Here is a 16997-nt window from a genome sequence, read left to right on the forward strand (position 1 = left end):
TTTCCTTATGGTCAGAGCGTGTGAGCCGCATCAGCGGCGGGCGAGCGTTCCAGCACAGGCGATTGGGTTGCGGTGATTCGCACCTCGGCACGACCGGCCTCGCCCGTGTGCCAATCGATGACGGCGCCCGTCTGCGACCCCAGATGGCGCAGCGCCTCTTCCTCCATTTCGCGCATCAACAGTGAAAGTTCGGGGCAGCCGAGCAAGGTGAACATGTCGGCGAAGGTGCATTGACGAATCTCGACGCCGTCGTCGGAAATTTCCGCCGTCAGCAGACCGAGCGCCTGATAGCGTGCGACGAACGCTGACCAGTACTGATGCGTCGACCTCACCGGGTCGTTCGTGGCCGCCATCACCTCGGGCGCGGGCCACAACCAGCGCATTTCCATGCGCCCCGTATCGAGGAACATCTGCCGGTAGAGCGCGAAGGCTTCGGCCTGCCCGAGCACATCGCGCGCCAGGCTGTAGCCGGAAGTGAACATGCTGACGTCTCGGGTGATGCGCGACCAACTGGCCGCTTGGTCGGGATAACGCCGACGGTAGCTCGCCAGCGCACGATGATGCTGACGCCAGCGCCGCAGGAAGCGTGCGACGAAACCGGCGAAACGCACGCCTGGCAGCGCGGCGCGTAATCGTGCCCAGATGACAGAGTCGGTGAGGTAGGTCTTCTGTAGCGCGACCATACGCGGATGAGGCTCGCAGTCGTACCAGCAGCAGCCGAAATGCCGCAGCGATGCCGCTTCCCCCGTCACCACGCTACACCAGCCGAAAGGCAGCGGCTCATCAGGTCGCGCAAGGTCGTCTGCCCGCCGTGCGGTAATGCCGTAACGCCGAAGGCTCGCTTCGATGGCCTCGTGCGCCGGAGCCGGCAACTGCTCCATGCCGTGCACGCCTGGCGCGACTTGCACGTGTCTTTCCAACAACAGCTCGACTGCCGCGCAAGCGCTCAGCGCAGTGAAGTCGTAGGACGAGATTTCACCGTGTAGCACCCAGCCCGCCTCGGGACGGTCGTCAGGGTATACCCACAAGCTGCAATCCCTATCCGCAGCCTTGCGGCGCTTCATCGACTGGCCGCTTTTGTGAAACATCTTCGCCAGACGCTCGCGCATACCTGGCCAGCGCGCCAGACGACCGAAAAGATTGGCCATCCCAGGCGAAAGAAACTGAATGTGATAGCGGTAATCCAGCGTGCGGATCGCACCTGTCTCGGACCGATTGGACGCGCCAGCAAGACCGGCTATCTCCGGAGCCGCATGGGCAAACAGCGGCAATGACTTCGTCTGACCCGGAAAATGGAACGACCCGGGCGGAACCTCGCCCTGCTGGCGTACACCGTCGACCAGCAGCGTTTTCTCCCGCGCAAAGCTGTCGAGGATCACGTAGGGGCTCGCCGCTCCGCCGCCATAAGCCGCACCCGCATAGAAACGACTGCGATAGACGCCAAGGGTCGAAGCACCTTCACGCACCAGCTTCATCAGCAACAGGCCAGAAAGCCCTGGCGTCAATCCCATGCCGGTGAGCAGCCGACATTGCCGAGCTACTGCTTCGCCCTGCAGCGCGAAGATGGCATCCGCCGCCTCCAGGCTGTCGTTGATATCTACGCAATCCACTCCAGCCTGCAAGCAAGCCTGATGAACGCTCGCCCCCAGCACATCTATTGGCCCAGCCGCCAACACAACGAGATCGTGATGTTCAAGATGGCTGACCAGCGCGCTCGTATCCTGTGCGTCCAGCGCGACGCGTCGAATCGTCGGTGGCAAGTCCAGCGCACGGCCGGCATGCCGGGAGGCACACGTCAGCGTCCAGTCTGGATGACGCGCCTGCAACGCACCCAGAATGCGTTGGCCGGTTTCACCACTACCGCCGATCACCAGTACCGAGGTCGAGCGAGGCTGAAATTCCGCGGGCCGGTTCATGCGTGGCTCCTCTGCGCGGGAACGGAAAGCGACGGCGAAAGACCGTCCACCGTGATCAAGCCCTCGGCATCGAGCAGCCGCATGAAGCGTCGGCTGTCGAAGGCTTCATGCAGCATCTGCACACCCGCGCGAAGCGGCTCGCCTTCGAGCAGGCAGAGTGCGCTGATCGCAATCACCGCGCCGGTGGCCAGGTAGGTGTCGGTCACCCGCAGCGTGGCGCTGATCTCCGCGCCATCCGCGTAGGCCACCTCGACCTTCAACCCGTAAAGCGGTTCGAGCCGACGCAGATCCTTGCGGGACGCTCTTTCCAGCCAGCGTGCCGAACGCTCGATACCCGCTGTGGAGCGATAAAGGCCAAGCATTTTCGTCACCCCGCAGACCATCGCAGCCCGAGACCCGACGTTGCTGCCATAGGCACGGGCTTCCGGGATGGCGAGTTGCCGCGCCAGTCGTGCCAGTTCTTCCGATGGCATCAGCATGGTGGTCACTGACCCCGCGTCACCGCCAAAGGCTGTTTTGCGAGTGGCTTTAAGGAACCCCACGGACTCGTGCCGCCCATTGCGGATCACCGGGAAGCCACGGTCCTGGCCGAAGTCCCCGAGGCTGTGGACGATGTCCCAAGCCGAGTTGTAGGTCCAGGCGTCGCGCCCGATGCAGTAAGTGCTCAGACGCTCGATGGCGCGTCCCGCCGCCGTGCGATCCATCACGTAACGCGGAAACAGTCCGGTGAGACCGGGCATCAGCCCAACGCTGATCAGCAACGGGACGGATGCTGGCCGCTCTTGTTCTCGTGCCTCCAGTGCCGTCAGCAATGGGTCATAGCCCCCCGCGTCCACCAACGGCACGCCGGCTTCGCAGCAAGCATGGGCGACACGATCGCCTATCACGCCGGAAGGGCCGATACAGGCAATCACCAATCGCGCACGGCCAACGGCTGTATGCAGTGCCTTGGCATCGAACACATCCAGCGCGATGCCCTGGACCCGGTCAGCCTGCTCATCGGGAATGACCGGATTGCGCCGCGACGCCACTTGCAGGAATACGTCGCTATGAGCCAGCAGATGGCGGACCACGACCTGCCCGACGCGCCCGTGGCCACCCAGAATCAATACCGGTTTTTCATGATCGGTCACGCTCATGGTCAATGTGCTCCAGGTCGTAAATGAGAGGCGTCGCCGGCTTGCACCAGACGTAGCAGCTGCTTGAGCACAGCCTGCCGCTGCTGCACCAGATAGAAGTGGCCGCCGCTGAACTCGCGATGTACGAAGTCACCCTTGGTTTCTTCGGCCCAGGCTCGAGCATCGTCGGGGTCCAGCGCGCCATACTCGTCGCCGGTAAAGGCCGAGATTGGCAGCTCCAACGGCGTGCGCCAGGTATCCGGCCGATAGGTTTCGATCAAGCGGTAGTCGCTGCGAATGACCGGCAACACCAGTTCCGCCAGTTCGGGCACCCGCACGATGTCCGCATGGGTACCACCGAGCCGGACGATTTCGTCTTGCAACTCGGCGTTCGAAGCAAGGTGGAAGCGCTCCTCTTTGCGCCGTGAGGGTGCTTCGCAGGCAGATACGACGAGATGCTCAGGCATGGGGCAGTCACGGGCGCGCAACGTCAGGCAAAGTTCGTGGGCTACTGCGCCACCCATGCTGTGGCCGAACAGCACATAGGGCCGGTCCAGCAGATGCGGCAAGCGCTCCAGGCTGTCGGTCAGTTGCCTGACGAGCAGCTGGAGATCATCGAGCAGGCGCTCTTCGATTCGCTCTTCCCGTCCGGGGTATTGAACGGTTACCACCTCCACATCGAAGGGCAACGCCTTGCCCCACTCCCTGAAAAAGCTCGCAGCACCTCCGGCATGCGGCAGGCAGAACACCCGCATCCGCGCCTCGGGGCGAGGCTGCCAGACGCGAAACCAGGCCGACGCCCGCTGTCGGGACTGTTTATCGAGGTAATCCACCACCTGCTGCCGGCGGCCCTCCAGCTGCGTTCGCAGTTCCGCGGTCAGGGCACCGACAGGACCGCGGAATCGCAAGCATCCGTCCTGGCTCCAGAGTCGAATACCGGCGCCATCGAGTTGCATCAACAGGCCGTCGATGGTGCTTTTTTCATTGCCGTTCAAATCACGCCCTCCTCGTACAGGGAAGTGTCGGAAGCCGCCGATGCGACACCTGGATTGCGTTGCTGTACGTGCCGCGCAAGCGCTGCAATGGTCGGGGTGCTGCCGTAGAAGACACGTAGCGAGAGCTGCTCCTTGCCGAGTCGCTGCTGCAGGATCACCACGATGCGCGTGGCACTCAGGCTGTCGCCGCCGATGGCGAAGAAATCGTCGTCGCGACCGATGCCGGTCCGTTCCAGCACGTGCTCCCAGACCTGCGCAATCTCTGCCTCCAGCCCGGCAGCGGGCGCTGCCGAGACCACCGCCCCAGCGCCCTGCTCCTGCAGTTCACGCAACACGAGCGCGCGGTCCACCTTGCCGTTGGCGCTCAGGGGCAGGCCATCCAACAACGAGAGGTAACTCGGAACCATGTAATCCGGCAGCTCATTGCCAAGCGCCTGCTTGAGGTCATCGATATAGGCAGCGGCATCTGCTGGCGATGACGCGACCACCAGTGCCGCTGCGAGGCTTGCCGGCTTGCCGACGGTGACGACCACCGCATGCTCGACGCCGGGCTGCGCCTTAAGCGCCGTCTCGATTTCGCCCAACTCGATACGGTGGCCGCGCACCTTGACCTGATGATCCTGACGCCCGAGGAACTCCAGCGTGCCGTCTGCCCAGTAACGGCCACGGTCGCCGGTGCGATACCAGCGCGAACCATCGTGTTCGACGAAGCGCTCGGCTGTGAGCGCAGGCGCACCGCGATAACCATCGGCAACGCCGCTGCCCCCGATCCAAAGTTCACCCGCGACCCAGTCCGGGCAGTCGTGACCATGAGCATCGACGACGCGGTACTGCTGATTGGTCAGCGGTTGGCCGTAGGGGATCGAGGTCCATTCGGTCGGAATCGGACGCTCCACTTCGATGAAGTTCGACCAGATGGACGCTTCGGTCGCGCCACCCAACGCGAACAATCGCGCCTCGCCGCACGTATCCAGACGCGCTGGAAGGTCCAGGCCGATCCAGTCACCCGACAGCAACACCTGCCGCAACGGTAGCGACCGTCCTTCGTTGGCCACCAGCAGCATGTCCAGCAGCACCGGAACGGAATTCCAGACCGTCACCTGATGGCGTTGCACCAGATCGACCCAAGCCGCTGCATCGCGCTGTTGCGCATCATCGATCAGGACCAACGAGCCGCCCGCTCCGAGGACCCCGAAGATGTCGTAGACCGACAGATCGAAATCCAATGCGGAAACCGCCAGCCCTCGGCTTTCGGCGCCGATACCGAAGCGCCGGTTGATATCGTCGACCGTGTTCACCGCAGCCTGATGCGCGATCTGCACGCCTTTGGGCTCGCCCGTGGAGCCGGAAGTGAAGATCACATACGCCGGTGCGGATGGATCGACTGAGACAGGAGCGGCTAGCGGTGGATGATCCAGCGCCTGCTCCAGATCGATCAGCCGCACGCCATCATCATCCGCCAGTTCAGGCCATTGCTCGCGGCCACACAGTGCGAGTTCGATTCCCGCCGTACGGTGAATCTTCGCCCGGCGGCTTGACGGCTGACGCAAGCCAACAGGTACGTAGCAACCACCTGCTGCCAGTACACCAAGCACCGCGACGACCTGATCAACCCCTCGCGGCAAGCTGACGGCGACCGGCGTGCCGGCCTCCACCCCTTGTGCAACAAGGTGGCCGGCGACCCGCAATGCACGTTCGGTAAGTTCTCCGAAACGTAGCGCCCGATCCTCGGAGATCAAAGCGACCCGTTGAGGTTGTGTCCGTCCTTGAACGAACAGCGTTTCATGCAGCGCCCGAGATTCAAGCGCTTGCATCGTCCCATTCACCTGCTGTCGAACTGCCGCCTGCCGCGTCGGCAGACGCTCCTTCAGCGGTGCATCCCACGCGCTCGTTGCCAAGGCCTCCAGTCGGGATACGAAGCTCGCGAACATGCTCTCGATCAAGCCTGCTGGGAACAGCTCTTCCAGCGCGTCCCAGGAGAACAGCAGCGCGCCCTGGTGCTCGTACATCTGGTGGTCGAGCCAGACTTGCGGTGTCTGCGACAGGCCGCCGTCCGCGACCAGATCAGGAAAGCCCGGCGGCAGTGGCTGATCGAACAAGCTATCCGCAATGCCGAGCGTGCTGGTGAAAACGACCGGCAAGGCCGCCGCGGCCGCACCGACCCGCTTGGCTCGCTCCCGCTGTACCCAGATGGACGAGACCTCGCGATACTCCAGCACCTCGGCAATCTGCTGTTGCAGCGTCCGTGCCTGCGCCAACAGAGAGCCATCCACCTGCGGCGCATAGGCCACTGGTGCCAGGGAAGTGAAGTCACCCAGTACCTTATCGATATCAGGATGCACCGGCTGGCGGTCGAACAGCGTCAAGTTCAGGGTATGCGCCACGCCGCCACTCCAGCGCGACAGCACCTGTGCGTAGACCGCCAGCACGGCCACCGAGGGTGTAATGCCATGAGCCTTCGCCTGCTGTCGGATGGCCTGCCATAGCGGTGCATCCAGACGCGCACTGTGGCGTCGGAAGCGCACATGGGGCAGCGTCTGCGGATCGCACGCCAGCGGTAACGCCGCAGCAGGAGGCAGATCTTCGAGTCGGCCGCGCCAGTAATCCTCGGCACACTTCACGCGCTGCGGCGCGGGGCTTACCTGGCAGACGTAATCACGGAACCCGATCTCGATGGCTGGCAGCTCACAGGTCTCGTCGCCATAGATCAGGGCCAATTCGTTTAGCAGACGCTTGATGCTGTAGCCGTCCAAAGCCAGATAGTTGAGGAACAGCCCCAACCGGCAACGCTGCTGCCCATAACGGATGGCCTTGAGTACGAGAACCGGCCCCTGCTGCAACACGGTGCGATGCCGGCTCCACGCATGCCGAAGACGCTCATGGGCGTCTTGCGCGTCGAGCGCCGGCGCGGCGTCCAGATCGATACGGCAGGGTTCTGCCGAATTCAGCACCCGCTGCTGACGGTCCGGACCGACCACCACGCGCAGCATGTCATGGCGTCCAACGAGGCGATTCAGCGCTCGCTCCAGGCGAGGCAGATCGACCCTTTCGCCGTCCAGTTCCACCAGATAATGGGTGCCACAACTCAGCGGCAAGCCAGTGGACTGGCCGACCCAGTAGGCCCGCTGCACTTCCGTCAGCGGGAAAGGCTCGTGACGATTCGCAGGATTCGGCCGCACCTGTGGCGTGGCATCGCTCGCCGCGATCACCTCCAACTCGGCAGCGAAATCTGCCAGTGCCGGTTTGGCGAACAACAACCGCAGGCCTTGCGGGGCGCCCAAACCCTGGGCCTTCAGCTCCGCGATGACTTGAGTCGCTAACAGGCTGTCGCCGCCCAGTTCGAAGAAGCGTTGCTGGCGCCCTACGCGTTCGAGCCCCAATAGACGCGACCACAACGATGCCACCTGTTGCTCGCGCTCGCCTTCCGGCGCCTCGAACGTTTCAGGGATTGCACGTTGCTCGCCCAACTCCCGAGCCAGCAGTCCACGATCGACCTTGCCATTGGCGCTGAGCGGCAATGCATCCAGAAGCATGAGATCGCTCGGCACCATGTAGTCCGGCAATGCCAGCTCGAGCGTGCGTTTCAGCTCAGCGAGAAACGCAGATGCATTCTCCGGCGCCGGTGCGACCACCAGCGCAGCAGCCAGGCTCGCCGGCTTGCCGACGGTGACGACCACCGCATGCTCGACGCTGGGCTGCGCCTTCAGCGCCGTCTCGATCTCGCCCAGTTCGATACGGTGGCCGCGCACCTTGACCTGATGATCCTGACGCCCGAGGAATTCCAGCGTACCGTCTGCCCAGTAACGGCCACGGTCGCCGGTGCGATACCAACGCACGCCATCGCGTTCGACGAAGCGTTCGGCGGAGAGCGCGGGCGCACCGCGATAACCGTCGGCAATGCCACGGCCCCCGATCCAGAGTTCACCCGCGACCCAGTCCGGACAGTCGTGACCGTGGGCATCGACCACGCGGTATTGCTGATTAGTCAGCGGTTGGCCGTAAGGAATCGAGGTCCACTCGGACGGGATCGGATGCTCCACTTCGATAAAGTTCGACCAGATGGAGGCTTCGGTCGCGCCGCCCAATGCAAACAACCTAGCCTCGCCGCAGGCATCCAGGCGTGCCGGAAGATCCAGGCCAATCCAGTCACCCGACAGCAACACCTGCTGCAGCGGCAAGCTCCGTCCCTCGTTAGCCACCAGCAGCATGTCCAGCAGCACCGGCACGGAGTTCCAGACCGTCACCCCATGGCGTTGCACCAGATCGACCCAAGCCGCTGCATCGCGTTGTTGCGCATCGTCGATCAGCACCAACGAGCCGCCCGCTCCGAGGATGCCGAAGAGGTCGTAGACCGACAGGTCGAAGTCCAACGCGGAGACCGCCAGCCCTCGGCTTTCGGCACCGATGCCGAAGCGCCGGTTGATATCGTCGACCGTGTTCACGGCAGCCTGATGCGCGATCTGCACGCCTTTGGGCTCGCCGGTGGAGCCGGAGGTGAAGATCACATACGCCGGTGTGGATGGATCGACCGGAACAGGAGCGGCCAACGGAGGATGATCCAGCGCCTGCTCCAGATCGATCAGCCGCACGCCATCATCATCCGCCAGTTCGCGACGCTGCCTACGGCCACACAGGGCGAACCGGATTCCCGCCGTACGGTGAATCTTCGCGCGCCGGCTCGGTGGCTGACGCAAGCCAACAGGTACATAGCAACCACCTGCTGCCAATACGCCAAGCACAGCGACGACCTGATCGACCCCACGCGGCAAGCTGACGGCGACCGGCATGCCGGTCGTTACTCCTTGCGCGTGCAGATACCCTCCTACGCGTAACGCTCGGTCGGCGAGTTCGCCAAAGCTGATCGAGGCTTCGCCAGCGATCAACGCCAAACAATCCGGCTCCACCGTTGCACGATCGAACACGTCCGCAGCAAGCGCACGCGGTCGATCTGGCGCGGCCGTCGTATTGACGCGCTGGCGAACCCGCGCCTGCTCATCGGGCAAACCGGCATCCACGGTCACGCCATCAGCGCTGTCGCACAGGGCATGCAAACGCCGTTGGTACGTGTCGAACAGGTCATCCAGCAAGCCGTCAGGGAAGAGCTCATCCACGGCGTCCCAAGTCAGGATCAGCCGGCCTTGGTACTCATAGAGCTGGTGGTCGAGCCACACCTGGGGCGTTTCTGATAGACCGCCGGCCACCAACGCAGGAAAGCCCGGAGCCACCGTTTCGAACAGCCCACCACCCAGGCCAAGCGTGCTGGTGAACACCACCGGCAGCGCTACGTTTGCCCCCGCATCGGCGCGCCCCAGTGCCCGCTGTACCCATATAGATGAGCGCTCGCGATGCTCGAGTGCGTCCGCGACCTCCTGCTGCATGGCGCGGGTCATTTGGCGAAGATCATCGTCGTTGCGCGGTTGGAATACGACCGGCGCCAGTGAGGTAAAATCGCCGAGCACACGATTGATGTCCGGGTGGACCGGTTGGCGATCGAACAGGGTCATGTTCAGCGTATGGGCGCGCCCGCCGTTCCAGCGACTGAGCACAACGGCATATACCGTCAACAGCAGGACCGAAGGCGTGACGTCCTGGGCACTCGCCAGCGCTCGCAGACGTTGCCACTGTGGCGCGGTCAGTTCCGCCTGACGCCGGGAGAAATGCGCCACTGGCAACGTCTGTGGATCCTTCGCCAGAGGCAGTTCCGCTGCTGGCGGCAGCGTAGGCAGACGTTCAGTCCAATAGTCGCTCGCCCGTTGCACCGCGGCTTCATTCGGCGCGACTTGGCAGACGTAGTCACGGAATGACAGGCCTAGTTCCGGCAGCGTTTGATCCGGTGCGGTGTAAAGGTTCGCGAGCTCGTCCAGCACCCGCTTGATGCTGAAACCATCCAGCATCATGTAGTCGAAGAACACGCCAATCCGGCAGCGATTTCCCGCATAGCGCACTGCCCGTAGTCGATGCGGCAGTTCGTCCTCACCGCGCTCGTGTGCCCAGGCTTCATGCAGGATGTGCTGCGCGGTCGTGGCGTCAGCGAGCGGTTGCTCGTCGACGCGGATACGTGATGCTGGCACCGTCTCACGGATGCGTTGTTGCCCGTCTTCGCCCACCACCGCGCGCAGCATTTCGTGATGCGCGATCAGGCGATTCCAGGCTTGTTCAAGACGTGGAAGGTCGACGTCGTCCCCATCCAGCTCAACCAGATAATGAGTGCCACAGCTCAGCGGCAAACCAGTGGATTGGCCGACCCAATAGGCGCGCTGCACTTCGGTCAGCGGAAAGGGTTCGTGACGGTTGGCCAGATCCGGCCGTACCTGTGCTGTGGTTTCCTGCGTAGCGATCGCCTGGAGCTCGGCCGCGAAATCGGCCAACACGGGTTTGGCAAAAAGCAGACGCAGCCCTTGCGACGAACCTAACCCTTGCGCCTTCAACTCGGCGATCACCTGAGTGGCCAGCAGGCTGTCGCCACCCAGCTCGAAGAAGCGTTGCCGCCGCCCCACTCGGTCCACGCCCAGCAAGCGCGACCACAATGCCGCTACCTTCTGCTCTACCTCACCCTCCGGCGCTTCGAAGGTTTCAGACACGCGATGCTGCTCGCTAAGCAGGTGTACCAGCGCCCCTCGATCCACCTTGCCGTTGGCGCTCAAGGGCAGCGCGTCCAGCAGCACTATGTGGCTCGGGACCATGTACTCCGGCAACGCCTGCCCAAGGGTTTGCCGGAGTGCGGCGATACGAGCCGTCGTGTCGTCCGGCACCGGCGTTATCACCAACGCTGCGGCCAGGCTCGCCGGCTTGCCGACGGTGACGACCACGGCATGCTCGACGCCGGGCTGCGCTTTAAGCGCGGTTTCGATCTCGCCCAGCTCGATGCGATGGCCGCGTACCTTGACCTGATGGTCCTGCCGACCAAGAAACTCCAGCGTGCCGTCTGCCCAATAGCGGCCACGGTCGCCAGTACGGTACCAACGCACGCCATCGTGCTCGACGAAACGTTCGGCGGTGAGCGTCGGCGCACCGCGATAACCGTCGGCAACACCGCTGCCACCGATCCAGAGTTCGCCGGCTACCCAGTCCGGACAATCCCGACCTTGACCATCGACTACACGGTACTGCTGGTTGGTCAGCGGTTGGCCGTAGGGGATCGAGGTCCAGTCCTCTGGAATGGGATGCTCGACTTCGATGAAGTTCGACCAGATGGAAGCCTCGGTCGCGCCGCCCAGCGCGAACAACCGCGCCTCACTGCACGCATCCAGACGCGCCGGAAGGTCCAGGCCGATCCAGTCGCCCGACAGCAGCACCTGTTGCAGCGGCAGTGGATTTCCCTCGTTGGCCACCAGCAGCATGTCCAATAACACCGGAACGGAGTTCCAGACCGTCACCTGATGACGTTGCACCAGCTCGACCCAGGCCGCTGCATCGCGCTGCTGGGCATCGTCGATCAGCACCAGCGAGCCACCCGCACCGAGGATGCCGAACAGGTCGTAGACCGACAGATCGAAATCCAGCGCGGAGACGGCAAGCCCACGGCTTCTGTCATCGATACGGAATCGACGGTTTATGTCGTCTATCGTGTTCGCCGCGGCTCGATGGGCGATCTGTACGCCTTTGGGCTCGCCGGTCGAACCGGACGTGAAGATGATGTAGGCCGGCGAAGCAGGGTCGACCTCAACAGGAGTCGTTAGCGGCGAATGATCCAGCGCCTGCTCCAGATCGATCAGCCGAACGCCGTCCTCATCGGCCTGCTCAGGGCGCTGCTCGCGGCTGCACAGGGCGAACTCGATTCCGGCTGTGCGATGAATCTTCGCGCGCCGGCTCGGCGGCTGACGCAGGCCGACCGGAACATAGCAACCACCCGCCGCCAACACACCAAGCACCGCAATCACCTGATCGACCCCACGCGGCAGGCTGACGGCCACTGGCGTACCAGGCTTAAGACCAAGCGTGACGAGGTAACCCGCTACCCGCCGGGACGCCATCAACAGATCGCCGTAGCTGAGCACATCGTCGCCGTCGATGAGCGCCACTTGATCCGCTCGCAGATCAGCCTGATCGAACAGCGGCTCGTGCAACATGCAGGGACGGCTGGAATGGGCGGTGTCGTTGACGCAGGTCCGCGCGATGCGCTGCGCTGCCGGCAGCAGGCTCTTGGGAAGGACACTCCACTCGCCGGCCTGCCCGACCAGCCAGTCGATCAACCCGGTGTAGGCCGCGAACATGTCGTCGACCATCTCGGCCGGGAACAGGTTGTCCACGGCATCCCATACCAGCAGCAAACCGTCGTCCTGCTCGTAGACCTGATGGTCGAGCCAGACTTGTGGCGTCTGCGAAATCATTTCGTTCAGGCAACCGAGCACTCGACGCGTACGTTCATCTGTCAGCGGCGTGCCGAGGTTGCAGGCGAACACCACCGGTGCAGCCATACCATCGGTGAGCCCCTGCCGGGCCAGATCGCGCTGCACACTCACGCCCGAATAGCTCGCATGAGCCACGTCCGCATGCAGCCGGCTCTGAACCTGACGCAGGCGTTGGTCGAACGGCAATGCCTCGCTGAAATCACACTCCAGCAACAGCAGGTTGGTGAAGTCTGCGACCACGTCCTCGACGCTCGAACTCGCCGTCTCCCGGTCGAACAGCGGGATATTCAGCAGGAAGCGCGGCTGGCTGCTCCAGTAGGCGATAACTTCGGCATAGGCGGCCAGCAGGACGTTCGCGGGCGTCGCCGCGTGAGCCGCGGCACTGTCGCGCAACGCACGCCAGGCATCGGGCGGCAACAGATAACGCCGGCGCTTGAACGTGGGACGTTGCGTCAGGTCAGCATCGGGGCTCAATGGCAGGCCAGGCGCACCGGGCAGCGTGTTCAGCCGCTCCTGCCAGTAGGCTTTGGCACGCGCTTCATCATCCCTGCGGCGCTCCCGCGCATCGGCCAGATAGCGACCGAAATGCCAGCTCGACGGTGCACGTAAGGAGCGGGTATCACCCTCCTCGTACACCGTGGCGAGGTCCCGCAGGATGATGTTCAGGCTCTGCACATCGGCGACCAGCAAGTCGAGGTTCAGGTGCAGCCGCGTACGGCCTTCGTCCAGCAGGCTCAATTCCAATGTCATGACCGTCCCTCGCTCGACCTCTAGCCGGCGATGGGAAAGACGGTCCCGTACCTTGTCGAGTGCGCATCTGGCGTCTGCCGCTGCCATCCCACGAAGATCATGCAGGGAAATCGCCTGCGGACGTGTCTCGGCTTCGATCAGCTGTTCGCCGTCATCGGTAAAGCGTGCTCGCAGCATGCCGTGATGTTCGCGCAGCAGCTGCCAGGCGCGCGTGAGGCGCTGAACCTCGACACCCTGCCCGTCCAGTTCCAGATACGCATGGCAACCCACGCCGCCGAGTGACTGGCCGTCCTGCCGGCCGATCCAGTAGGCGTGCTGTACCTCGGTCAGGGGGAATGGCGCCGCAAGATCGAAATCGGTGATTGCCTCTGACTCGGGCTCCGGAGACGGCTCGGCCGACACCGCAGACAATTGCGTCCACCAGGCGCCCAGCGTCGGTTGCTCGATCAGGCTCGCGAAGCTGACGGGCGCGCCCAATCGCCGCCAATGGCTCGCCAGCCGCATGACCGCCAGTGAATCCAACCCGAGGGAGATCAGATTCGCGTTGTCCGGGATTGGGCCGTCGGGCAGATCAGCCAGAGCCCGAAGGCGCGTCACGACGTCGTCCCGGGTTAGCGGCATGGACGGTTCGGTGCGAAGAGGAGCACTCACTGGACGCCCCCTCCCACAACCGCGCGATGCTTCTTTGCCTCGACGGGTACCTCAGTCTCCGCGACGAGGAAGCCTGACAGGCTGCTCAGTTTCTCCCGTGTTTCCTCAAGCTCACGCTCGGGAGTCGACTGGGCCACGATGCCCGCACCGGCCTGCAACCAGGTGTCGTCGCCCTGGCGGAACAGCGAGCGCAGGACCAACGCGGCGTCCATCTCGCCGTCGCTGTCCACCATCAGCACACTACCGCTGTAAGGGCCTCGCGCGCGGCCTTCGTATTGGTGAATGGCCTCGATGGCCTGCCGTTTCGGAATGCCGGACGCAGTCACCGCGGGGAACAATGCTTCGAACGCCTGCCATGCTGACGCACCGTCCATGAGCCGACCACGTACACGCGAGGCCAGGTGCTGCACCGATCCCCGCTCGCTGACGCCCATGAATTCAGTGACTCGGACAGAATCCACCGCACAGATGGGCTTCAGCTCCTCGACCGCCAACCTTACCGAGACCGCATGCTCGGCGATTTCCTTGACGTCGGTTTCCAACTGCCGACGCAGGCGATATTGCTCTTCCGGGGTACGACCGAGCGCCCGCGTTCCGGCCAGCGGCTGAGTGCTGACCTCGCCCTTCGCGCTCACTTCGACCACCGTTTCCGGGCTGAAACCAAGCATCTGCAAGCTAGGCCGGTTGACCAGAAACGATCGCGCTGGAGTGTTGTGGCGGCGACCGTGCAGATAGGTTTGCAGCATATCCACCGGCTGCGGCACGGGGACACGCCGGGACAGAATGACCTTCTCGTATCGGCCGATACGAATGTCTTCCACGGCGCGGGAGACGTTCTGCCGGTAACGGTCGGCGTCGTGCTCGGCAATGGTTGCGGCCATGTCGAGCGTGCGGACGGCGGGTCGCTCATCGACACCCCGACTTTGGACTCGGTCGAGTTCGCTGATCTGCCGAACCAGCTTTTCCAGTTCGGAGCTCTCTGTGCCCCGCAAGACGACATCGCCTGCGCGAAGGCGAACCTCCAGCCGGGGCACGACCAGCTCCAGCAACGTTTCACCGGTCGCCGCGCCGGCGCCATGGAAATGATCGGCCAGCTCGAACATCGTGGAACCATAGGCACGCCAGCCATCGACACTCATCGCACCCAGTGCACGGGCCACATTCGCGGCGATATCCGGACCATCCCAATGGCGCGTTTCGCTGTTTTGCACCAGCGTCACCTGGGACGCCGAAGCCCGCACCGTGGCCAACCGGCCAAGCGCGACAAGCCATTCGCCGCCACGCTCGTAGATGACGTATTCCGTATCGGTGGATGCACGCACCAGTGCGGTCGCCAGCTCGATGGGAGTGGACGCGATGGTTTGTCGTTGCTCCCTGAAAACCGAACGCGTGTCTTTGGCTGGACCGAGGCGCGCGGCGAGTTTCTGTTTGTCGACCTTGCCGATAGGCGTCAGCGGCCAATGGCGGATGAACTCGATCTGGTCGGGGCACTTATAGGCCGGTAGACCTCGGCCGATCAGGAACGCCCGTAGATCGCTAACCCGCAGCGCCGGATCGGTGCCGATCAGAAACGCACAGCTGCGCTCACCCAGGCGCTCGTCGGGCACACCGACAAGGGCTGCGCTCTCGATCGCGGGGTGGAAGCACAGCGCTTCCTCGATCTCTTCGGTGGCGATCTTCTCGCCGGCGCGGTTGATCTGTTGCTTGATGCGGCCCTCCACCTGCAGATTACCGCTCGGGGTCCGACGTGCCAGATCTCCAGACCGGTAAAAGCCGTCTGGCGTGAAGGCACGGGCGTTCTGCTCGCTGGCCCGGTAGTAGCCGAGGATGGTGTAGGGACCGCGCGTGAGCAGCTCGCCGACCTCGCCGGGCGCTACGTCTTCGCCCCGTTCATTCACCAGACGGACTTCATCCAGCGGCGAGAGCGGCCGCCCTTGAGTGTGCAGAACCTCGTCCAGCGGATCGTCCAACCGCGTGTAGCAAAGCAACCCTTCGGCCATACCGAAGACCTGCTGCAAGGCGCAGCCGAAAGCAGGCGTCACCTTCGCGGCCAGCACCGCATCACAACGGGCACCCCCTACCTGCATGAATGACAGGGAAGACAGATCGGTGTCGTCCCACTCTCGGGCCTCTACCCACAGCTGCACAATCGGCGGCACCAGCGAAGTGAAGGTCACACGCTCCCGCGCGATCAGCGCGAAACATTCATCCGGGCCTGGCGTGTGAGCCAGCACGACCCGGCCGCCGACCGATAGCGTGCCTATGATGCCGGGGCACGCAAGCGGAAAGTTGTGCGCAGTGGGCAATGCGGCGAGGTAGACGCTGGAGGCGTCCAGGCCACAGAGCTGCGCCGATGCTTCGGCGTTGTAGACGTAATCGGCATGCAACCGCGGGATCAATTTCGGCGTGCCGGTGGTGCCGCCGGAAAGCAGTAATAGCGCAACATCCCGTGCGCTCGGGGCGTCCAGGATCGAGGAAGGCGCGGCCTCGCCAAGACGGCGGACATCTGCCAGCGATTGCCCGGTTACCTGCGGGCCGATAACGGGTTGGCCATCCACAATCACATGACGCAAAAAGTCCCTGGGCGCGGCCACTCGCTCCGCCATCGTGGCGTAGTCGAAACCGAGAAAACGTTCTTTGACGATACAAGCCACAGGCGTCGCCAGATCACACAGCGCCTCGATGTCCTTCTCCCGTTGCGCGGGCATCGCAAGGATCGGCAATGCCCCAATGCGAAATAACGCAAAGCAGGTTTCGACGAAGGCAATCCCGTTGGGCAACTGCACCAGCACGCGTTCGCCAGCGTCAATGCCGAGGGCACGAAAGCCTCGCGCCAGGGCTTCGACGCGGTTATCCAGTTCAACGTAGGAAAGTCGCCGGTCCCCTTCGACCAGCGCGATGGCCGAGCCATATTGCGCGGCCCAGCGGCTCAGGCATTGCCCCAGCGACAGGTTCTGCCAATACCCCAGGCGTTCGTATTCATCGCATAGCGAGTCGGGTCGAAAGGTGACGTCTCCGCTCATGTTCGTTCTCCTGCCGTAGCCATCTTCTGGCCCGCCAGTTGCGGATAACCGACTCCTTTCGCAGATCACGCATCACCGGCCAGACCTCCTGGAGAAGATGGTAATGATTCTCACAAACACAGATACCCCGAGCGGACTCACCAATGACCCGGTCGGTATTTTTTGTCCTCCGCGACAGTGATTCGAGCGTTCT

At 63.6% G+C, this 16997-nt stretch carries 5 protein-coding genes and 1 pseudogene; all 6 read right to left on the reverse strand.

Translation table 11 applies throughout. The features are described from left to right. Window positions 1-11 precede the first annotated feature (11 nt). A complete protein-coding gene (locus IEY47_RS05555; RefSeq protein ID WP_188982156.1) occupies window positions 12-1916 on the reverse strand; it encodes a saccharopine dehydrogenase NADP-binding domain-containing protein in 1905 nt (634 codons plus the stop codon). After that, window positions 1913-3055: a saccharopine dehydrogenase NADP-binding domain-containing protein gene (locus IEY47_RS05560; RefSeq protein WP_188982157.1), complete on the reverse strand. Its 1143-nt coding sequence runs from the start codon at window positions 3053-3055 to the stop codon at window positions 1913-1915. The genes IEY47_RS05555 and IEY47_RS05560 overlap by 4 nt, the downstream gene beginning before the upstream one ends. Window positions 3056-3057: 2 nt before the next feature. Continuing rightward, window positions 3058-4029: an alpha/beta fold hydrolase gene (locus IEY47_RS05565; RefSeq protein WP_188982158.1), complete on the reverse strand. Its 972-nt coding sequence runs from the start codon at window positions 4027-4029 to the stop codon at window positions 3058-3060. Next, the gene (locus IEY47_RS05570; RefSeq protein WP_188982159.1) at window positions 4026-13781 is read right to left on the reverse strand and encodes a non-ribosomal peptide synthetase; all 9756 of its coding nucleotides are present in this window, start codon (window positions 13779-13781) and stop codon (window positions 4026-4028) included. Before IEY47_RS05570 ends, IEY47_RS05565 begins: the two co-directional genes overlap by 4 nt. Continuing rightward, the gene (locus IEY47_RS20725; protein ID WP_268240434.1) at window positions 13778-15139 is read right to left on the reverse strand and encodes a salicylate synthase; all 1362 of its coding nucleotides are present in this window, start codon (window positions 15137-15139) and stop codon (window positions 13778-13780) included. Before IEY47_RS20725 ends, IEY47_RS05570 begins: the two co-directional genes overlap by 4 nt. 54 nt (window positions 15140-15193) lie before the next feature. Further along, window positions 15194-16804: pseudogene (locus IEY47_RS20730) on the reverse strand ((2,3-dihydroxybenzoyl)adenylate synthase); the annotation flags it as partial. Between the last annotated feature and the right edge of the window lie 193 nt (window positions 16805-16997).

It is taken from the genome of Pseudomonas matsuisoli, assembly GCF_014647635.1.
Lineage (GTDB): Bacteria > Pseudomonadota > Gammaproteobacteria > Pseudomonadales > Pseudomonadaceae > Pseudomonas_P > Pseudomonas_P matsuisoli.